Origin of the sequence: Kitasatospora sp. NPDC056783, from assembly GCF_042789895.1 — a bacterium.
Taxonomy (GTDB): domain Bacteria; phylum Actinomycetota; class Actinomycetes; order Streptomycetales; family Streptomycetaceae; genus Kitasatospora.
The window spans coordinates 1-6,318 of record NZ_JBHUAF010000457.1; the positions used below are offsets into that span (position 1 = coordinate 1).

The following is a 6,318-nucleotide window of genomic DNA, read 5'->3' on the forward strand; positions in this document are numbered from 1 at the left end:
ATCCGCCGCTACATCATCTGGCGAAACAAGCACGCCGCCGACGAACGACTACGCGAGGTCGTCACCAGGGCGAACGTTGCCTGATGCGGCACTAGCTTGCAGGTGGCGGCGGCCCCTACCCAATCGAAGTGGGGGAGGGGCCGCTTGGCATCTTCGCAGCTTCTATGCGGATCGTCGGCGGGTGCGGATGTCGACGACGGCGGCGCTGATGCCGTTGGAGATCTTGGTTTGCTGCTCCTCGGTGGAGTGCTGGTAAATCAGTGCGGCACGGGGGAGTTGTGGCCTATGAAGGCCATGAGGTCCCGGAGTCTGGCGCCGGTGCTGGCGGCGAGGACGTTGCCGGTGTGGCGGGGGTCGTAGAAGCGGAGGTGGTCGAGATCCAGCTTCTTGCGGACCTTGCGCCACTTGCGGCCGAAGGTCGAGCGACGGAACGGGGCTCCGCGCTCGCCGACGAACCCACGAATGGCGCGAGCACGACCTCGGCGCCGTCGACGTCACCGTCGCTCGCGGCTCCGGTGGAGACGAACGGGAGTGGGAGTCGTTCGAGCAGATGTACCGGGGACTCGGCTTCGACGGGCTGCTCGCCGGCACGGTGTGGAACCTGAGCTGACCGGCAAAGGGGCCGCAGCCGACCGGTGGCGGCCCTCCCCTCCCGGAGGGGGGAGTTTCGAGACGTCAACTTCCCTGCTGGCACTGGCCGCAGAGTGTGATCGTGATCGCTCGGGATCCTTCGATCTTCCAGCCCTACGTGTGCTACGTTCCGTAGTCCAACCGAAAATAGGCGACCCCGGCAGCGCGCCAACGCTCCGGGGTCCGGCACCAGGAGATGCAACTCCCGATGCGTGTCCATCGTAGCGCCCACGTGCGCAACTTCACCGTGCTGCCCAATGCCGTCCTGCAGTACCGACGGCTGTCCTACACCGCCCGCGGCCTGCTCGCGGACCTCCTCTCCCGCCCCGACGGCTGGCGAGAGGACGGCCGGCACATGGCCGACACCAGCCCCCAGGGACGCGGCGCGATCCGCAAGGCCCTGAAGGAGTTGGCCGAGGCCGGCTTCTACCGGGTCGAGAAGATCCGGATGCCCGACGGCACGATCATCACTGAGACCCACGTCTACGACACCCCGCAGCTCACGGTGCTGCCGAGTGCCACCCATCCGGTCTCCGGTGAAGCGACCACCGGCGGTCCTGACGCCCTTCCAAAGGAGCTGGTGAAAGAACCCTCCCTCCCCGCCGAGCAGACCGTCGAGCCGGTCCTCGCCGACGAGCCGCAGGCGACGGCGGGAGGGCGGGAGGGAGACTCCGAGGAGAAGACCGGCGAACAGCCCGTGGCGGTGCCGGACGAGCAGGTCCGCGAGGCGGTCGCCACGCTGTTCCGGGTGATCCGCCCCGAGCCGCACCTGCGGCTCGGCCAGGCCGAAGCCGAGGAACTCGCACCCCTGGTCGCGCAGTGGCTGGAGCGCGGCGCGACCCAGGCCGACCTCGCCCAGGCCCTGCTGCCGGGCCTTCCTGCCCCGATGCACTCTGCCATCGCGGTGCTCCGCTACCGCCTGGAGCGCAAGATGCCGCCCGTCCAGCCCGTCGTACGGCCCGCAGCGGCCCGGTACGCCGAGTGCGCCAAGTGCCACGACCCGGTGCCCCAGCCGGGGATCTGCCGGGCGTGCGCGGGCCTCGGAGAGCGCATGTCCGCTGTCGGGGGAGGCGAAGCGGTAGCCCGTGGTGGAGCGGCCCGCGCCAGGGCGGCCCTGCGCGCCGCGCGGCCAACCGGGCTGAGCACCGGCAGCCTGGTCCCGACCGGCTGACCGACACGTCCGCCCGACAGCAGGACTACCGGGGGATCAGCGACCAGCTCGAACGACGATGGCGGCCCGGGCGCCTGGCCGCCGGCCGGGGTTCTCGGCCCTGCGGGGCGGGCTGTGCCGGACAGGACGGTTCGTCGTTGAGCAGGATCGAGCGCCAGACCCGTTCCTGGAGCTCGCGGATGCAGGGTCCGCAGGCGTACATGGGCGCCTGGGCGCCGGCGACGTGAGCGGGGCCGATCCACAGGACACGGGTCCACTGCTGGCCGCAGTACAGCCAGCAGAAGCCGTCGACCCAGGCGTTGCCGTCGTCGGTCGCCGGCGGGTCGGGCACGTCGCCGCGGGCGAACCCGGCGATGCCGGGGATCACGATGTGCGGCTCGGGCAGCATGGGATCACCTTCCCGGGCTGTGCTCGCCATCGGATTCAGCGGCCCCGTCCGCTTCCAACCCGTCGATCGGTGCCCACTCGTGCTCCAGGATCGAGTAGGTGATCGAGTCGCGCCACGCCCCGTGGACGAAGACGTGGTCGCGGATGCGACCGTCCTCGGTCATGCCGGCGCGGAGAAGCGTTCGCGCGGAGGCCTCGTTGAGCGGTGAGCGGGCGGCCCAGATGCGGTGCAGGCCGAGGAGGTTGAAGCCAAGGGCGCACAGTAGGTGAACGGTCTCGGTGCCGTGGCCCTTGCCCCACGCGGCCGGATGAAGGGCGAAGCCGATGGTGGCGGCCTGCTGCGGCTCGGTGGCCAGGCGCGCGTAGCCGATCAGCTGGTGCTCACCGCGTCGGGTCACGGCCAGGCAGTACTCAGTACGCGGGGTGGCGTGCGCGGAGTCGATGGAGCGGGTGGTGATCGCTTCGACCTGCTCGCGGGTGCGGGGTTCGAAGCTGAGGTGCCGGGTGGCCTCGGGATCGCCGTAGATGGCCAAGAGGTCGTCGGTGTCCTCGGGTTCGACTTCGCGCAGTGCCAGGTTGGGGCCGGTCAGGCGGAGTGGGGTCATGGCTGCGGAGCCTATCCGCGGGGTCACCGGACGAGGGCCGAGGTGGGGGTGGCGGTGAAGGCCTCGATCTCCTGGCGCAGACCGGTCGCCGCACCGCCGTTGCGGCGGCCGTCGCCTCGCAGGGCGGCGTGGACGCGTTGGGCGCTGCTGACGATGCCGAAGTTCCGTTGTTCGACGGGGAGGTCGAGCACGGGGCGGACGGCTTCGGCGGCGCCCTCGATCTCGCCGCGGGCGATGCGGGCGAGGGCGAGGTCGGTCTGGGCGCCGGCCTGGTCGCCGAAGGCCCACTCGTCCTCGGTGGCGTCGCGGTAGGCGGAGACGGCGGCTTCGGACTGGCTCTCGCCGAGGGCCGCGTCTTCGCCGAGTTGAACGGTGGCCTCTGCGGCGTAGTAGAGCTGGCGGGGCAGCGGGAAGGTCATGATGCCGCCGAAGGCGTCGAGGTCGTCGGGTTCGACGGTGGCGCGGGCCTCCTCGGCCTGCTGGATGGCGGTGCGGGTGGCCTCGCCGTCGCCGAGGAGGGAGTGGGCGCGGGCGGAGAGGCAGGCCAGCCAGACGCTGGTGGTGCCGCGGACGTCGCCGATGGCGCCCTGTCCGAGGGCGGCGTAGTCGGCGGCCTCGCCGGGGCGGCCGGCCCAGTAGGAGATCAGCGACTGGAGCGAGCGGACCCAGGCGCGCATGGCGTGGTGGTCGGCGTTGTCGGCGCAGACGAAGGCGGTGCGGGCCTGCATCATGGCGGCGCTCGGGTTGCCCAGGTCGTGGCTGGCCTTGGCGAGCATGCCGGAGGTGATCCCGGCGAGCAGGTACAGCTCCCGGGCCTGCGACGGCTTGACCCGTCCGTGCTCCAGCAACTGGAAGGTGAGGTCCTGGACCTCGACCAGGTCGCCGAGCAGGGTCGGCAGTGCCAGCTTCGGGTAGGCGACGGTCAGCCGCCGTACCTCGTCGTTGATCTGGCCCAGGGTCTCCGAGCCGATGCTGCTGCCCTCCGCCATCGCGGTGAATCGAAGTGCGCGACGAGCCGCCATCGTGACCTGCCTTTCCAATTCCGTGGTGCCCGCGTCGAAGCGGGGCTCGCTGCTGAACGGGCCACCGACAGGCAGTGCCGCTGCCTGCTCGGGTGGGAGGAGGACAGGGACCGACCGTGGTGGCGGGACGGCGAACGAGGCGGTGGTAGCGGGCGCGGATACGGGGCCGGCCGGTGCGGGCACGAGGAGTTGGTCCACGCCGACGCCGAACATGGCCTCCAGCACCCGGCACTGGTCCGGGTAGGGGCGGGTCTTCACCGCACCGCCGTACCAGCGCTCGAACTGCCGCTTGGAGACCGACAGGCCCCGGAGCCGGGGGTCGCGCTCCTGCTCGGCGGCCGAGTTCGCCGTCGCCTCGAACCGGAGACGAAAGGTCTCGTAGACCTGCCAGTGTCGCTGAAGCGTCAAAACCCTTAGGAGCGTGGGAGTTTCAGCCACCGCGGATCATCTCCGTCCCCGTTCGTCTGTTCTGACGATAGCCATGGTCGCTCGACAGGAAACCCGTTCGAGGTCGTCTCGGCCCAGATGACGGCGGCCGTGACGGCAGTCATGACGCGTACCGACATGGTTCGCCTTTCGGGACGGCGGGACGGTGACGGCAGCCGCGTCGTATCGATGCCGCACCTGGCGCCGCCATCCTGAACGCCACCTCGCTGTCCGTGCATCGCCGACTGCGAAGCGTGAGATCAAGGGCGCTGGGATCCGCGCTCGATCGACCCCATCCAGCACCACGTGCATTCCGGTTCGCCATGCCGCGAGCCGGCAACGGGAGGGAACCGATGGACAACACCCTGACCGCTCTGGCCGGGCAGATCGCCCAGCTGGACGCCGTGGACTCCGCCCACCTGGAGCGGATGCGCCACGAAGCCCTGACCGCTCAGGCCCCCTGGAAGGCGGAGTACGGCGCCTACCAGTCCGGCGGCTGGTGGACCACCTCGCTGATGAACGCCTCCGGTGACGCCGCCGACGTGACGATCGGAGACTGCGCGGCCCGGCCGACCGACCTGCTGGGCCGGATGCCGGCCACCGCCGCATTCCTGGCCGACCTCGGCCTGGACTTCATGTGGGTGCGGCTCGCCCGGCTGGAGGGCAACGCCTTCCTCTGGGAGCACCGCGACTATGACGACCTCGACCAGGTCGAGCGGCACCGGCTGCACGTCCCGCTGCACACCAACAGGTCCGCCTTCCTGGTCACCGGCGGCACCAAGGTGCACATGACGGGCGGGCGGATCTGGCGGCTGACGCCGACGTACGCCCACGGGGTGTGCAACCTGCTCGGCCCGGACCGGATCCACCTGATCGCCGACGTGTACGCCGACGACGCCTATCGGCACCTGGCCCGTCGCCCCGCGCTCAGCCCGGTGGTCGCGGAGCCGCTGCCCGCCGCCGACCAGACGGTCCTGGCCGCACGGCTGGAGAGTGCCCGCAACATGGCCACCCTCGGCTACACGGAGGCGGCCGAGCGGATGCTGCTGCGGCTCTTCTACACCTACGCCCTGCCGGAGGGCGCGGTCTACGACCTGATCGCCGAACTGCACACCTCCCTCGGCGACATGGAGGCCGCGACGCGCTGGGAAACCGCCAAGCGCCGCCTGCTGGCCATCCCCACCTGATCCCAGCCCGCACCTAAGCCCGGAAGGAAGAAGCGCATGCCCACCTTGCAACTGGCGGCGATCACCCAGGCCAACCGGCCCGCGCAGCTGCCGCTGCTGTCGAAGCTCGCCGACGTCCTGGCCACCTCCCCGGCGGTGACCCACCTGATGGTCCGCGGGTCGCTGGCCCACGGCACCGCCGACCGTCTGTCCGACGTCGACTTCGTCGCCGGCGTCCACGACGCCCGGTTCCCGTCGTTCGTCGAGGCCCTGGACACCCTGATGCCGGTCGAGGCCGGCGCCCTGCTGCCCGGCTGGCGCGACACGATCGTCGCCGACCTCGGCGGCGTCGGGATGGTCTTCCTCGTCCCGGACGAGGGGAAGCTCCACCAGATCGACCTCTACGTCGCACCGGCCTCCCGGATTCCGCGGCTGCAGGAGACGGTCAGCACCGCCGTCCTCCTCGACCGTCGGCCCGGACCGGTCGCCGCGCCGGACGTCGCGGCGGCCGAGAGCTTCGCCGCCGCCTTCCTCGCCCGGCCGCGCTCCTGCGCCGAGTTGCTGATCGAACACCTGGTGCTGGCCGTTCTCCTGCACAAGCGGATCAAGCGCGGCCAGCGGTTCGTGGCGTACTCCGAGTGGCACCGGCTGCACACGGCCACGAAGGACCTGATCAAGACCGCCCTGGCCCCCGCCTCGCGGTTCTGGGGCTGGTACCAGCTGCGCGAGGAGATCGCCGTCACCCCGATCGGCCGCGCCTGCCTGGGCGACCTGGACGCCGCGATCAGCGGCCCGGCCATCCCGGAGGCGGCCGACGTCACCAAGGCGATCGAGCGGGTGCTCGCCCTGGCCGAGCGGGCCTGCCCGCAGGCGCTCGACGGCCTGCACGACGCCGTCGCCGCCTACCGCAC

6 protein-coding genes and 1 pseudogene are annotated in these 6,318 nt (G+C 71.2%); 4 read left to right on the forward strand and 3 right to left on the reverse strand.

Features of this window, described 5'->3' with window-relative positions; translation table 11 throughout:
- Together ACFRMQ_RS36670 and ACFRMQ_RS36675 are read left to right on the forward strand one after the other, a co-directional pair.
- Window positions 1-84 (forward strand): annotated as a pseudogene (locus ACFRMQ_RS36670) (transposase); the annotation flags it as partial.
- Window positions 85-838: 754 nt separating this feature from the next.
- Window positions 839-1,801, forward strand: a complete 963-nt coding sequence (locus ACFRMQ_RS36675) for a hypothetical protein (RefSeq protein ID WP_380735169.1) — start codon at window positions 839-841, stop codon at window positions 1,799-1,801.
- Window positions 1,802-1,826: 25 nt separating this feature from the next.
- Here ACFRMQ_RS36675 and ACFRMQ_RS36680 read toward each other — a convergent pair whose 3' ends face one another.
- The 3 genes from ACFRMQ_RS36680 to ACFRMQ_RS36690 are packed head-to-tail and all read right to left on the reverse strand — an operon-like array spanning window position 1,827 to window position 4,223.
- A complete protein-coding gene (locus ACFRMQ_RS36680; protein WP_380735170.1) occupies window positions 1,827-2,189 on the reverse strand; it encodes a hypothetical protein in 363 nt (120 codons plus the stop codon).
- Between the two features lie 4 nt (window positions 2,190-2,193).
- Window positions 2,194-2,793, reverse strand: coding sequence for a GNAT family N-acetyltransferase (locus ACFRMQ_RS36685; protein WP_380735171.1), 600 nt, complete (start codon window positions 2,791-2,793; stop codon window positions 2,194-2,196).
- A gap of 23 nt (window positions 2,794-2,816) precedes the next feature.
- Window positions 2,817-4,223, reverse strand: coding sequence for a hypothetical protein (locus tag ACFRMQ_RS36690; protein WP_380735173.1), 1,407 nt, complete (start codon window positions 4,221-4,223; stop codon window positions 2,817-2,819).
- A gap of 371 nt (window positions 4,224-4,594) precedes the next feature.
- Here ACFRMQ_RS36690 and ACFRMQ_RS36695 point away from each other — a divergent pair, with 371 nt between their 5' ends.
- A complete protein-coding gene (locus ACFRMQ_RS36695) occupies window positions 4,595-5,428 on the forward strand; it encodes an aspartyl/asparaginyl beta-hydroxylase domain-containing protein (RefSeq protein ID WP_380735174.1) in 834 nt (277 codons plus the stop codon).
- A 36-nt stretch (window positions 5,429-5,464) separates the two neighbouring features.
- On the forward strand, window positions 5,465-6,318 hold an 854-nt coding region (locus ACFRMQ_RS36700; protein ID WP_380735176.1), incomplete at its 3' end, for a hypothetical protein.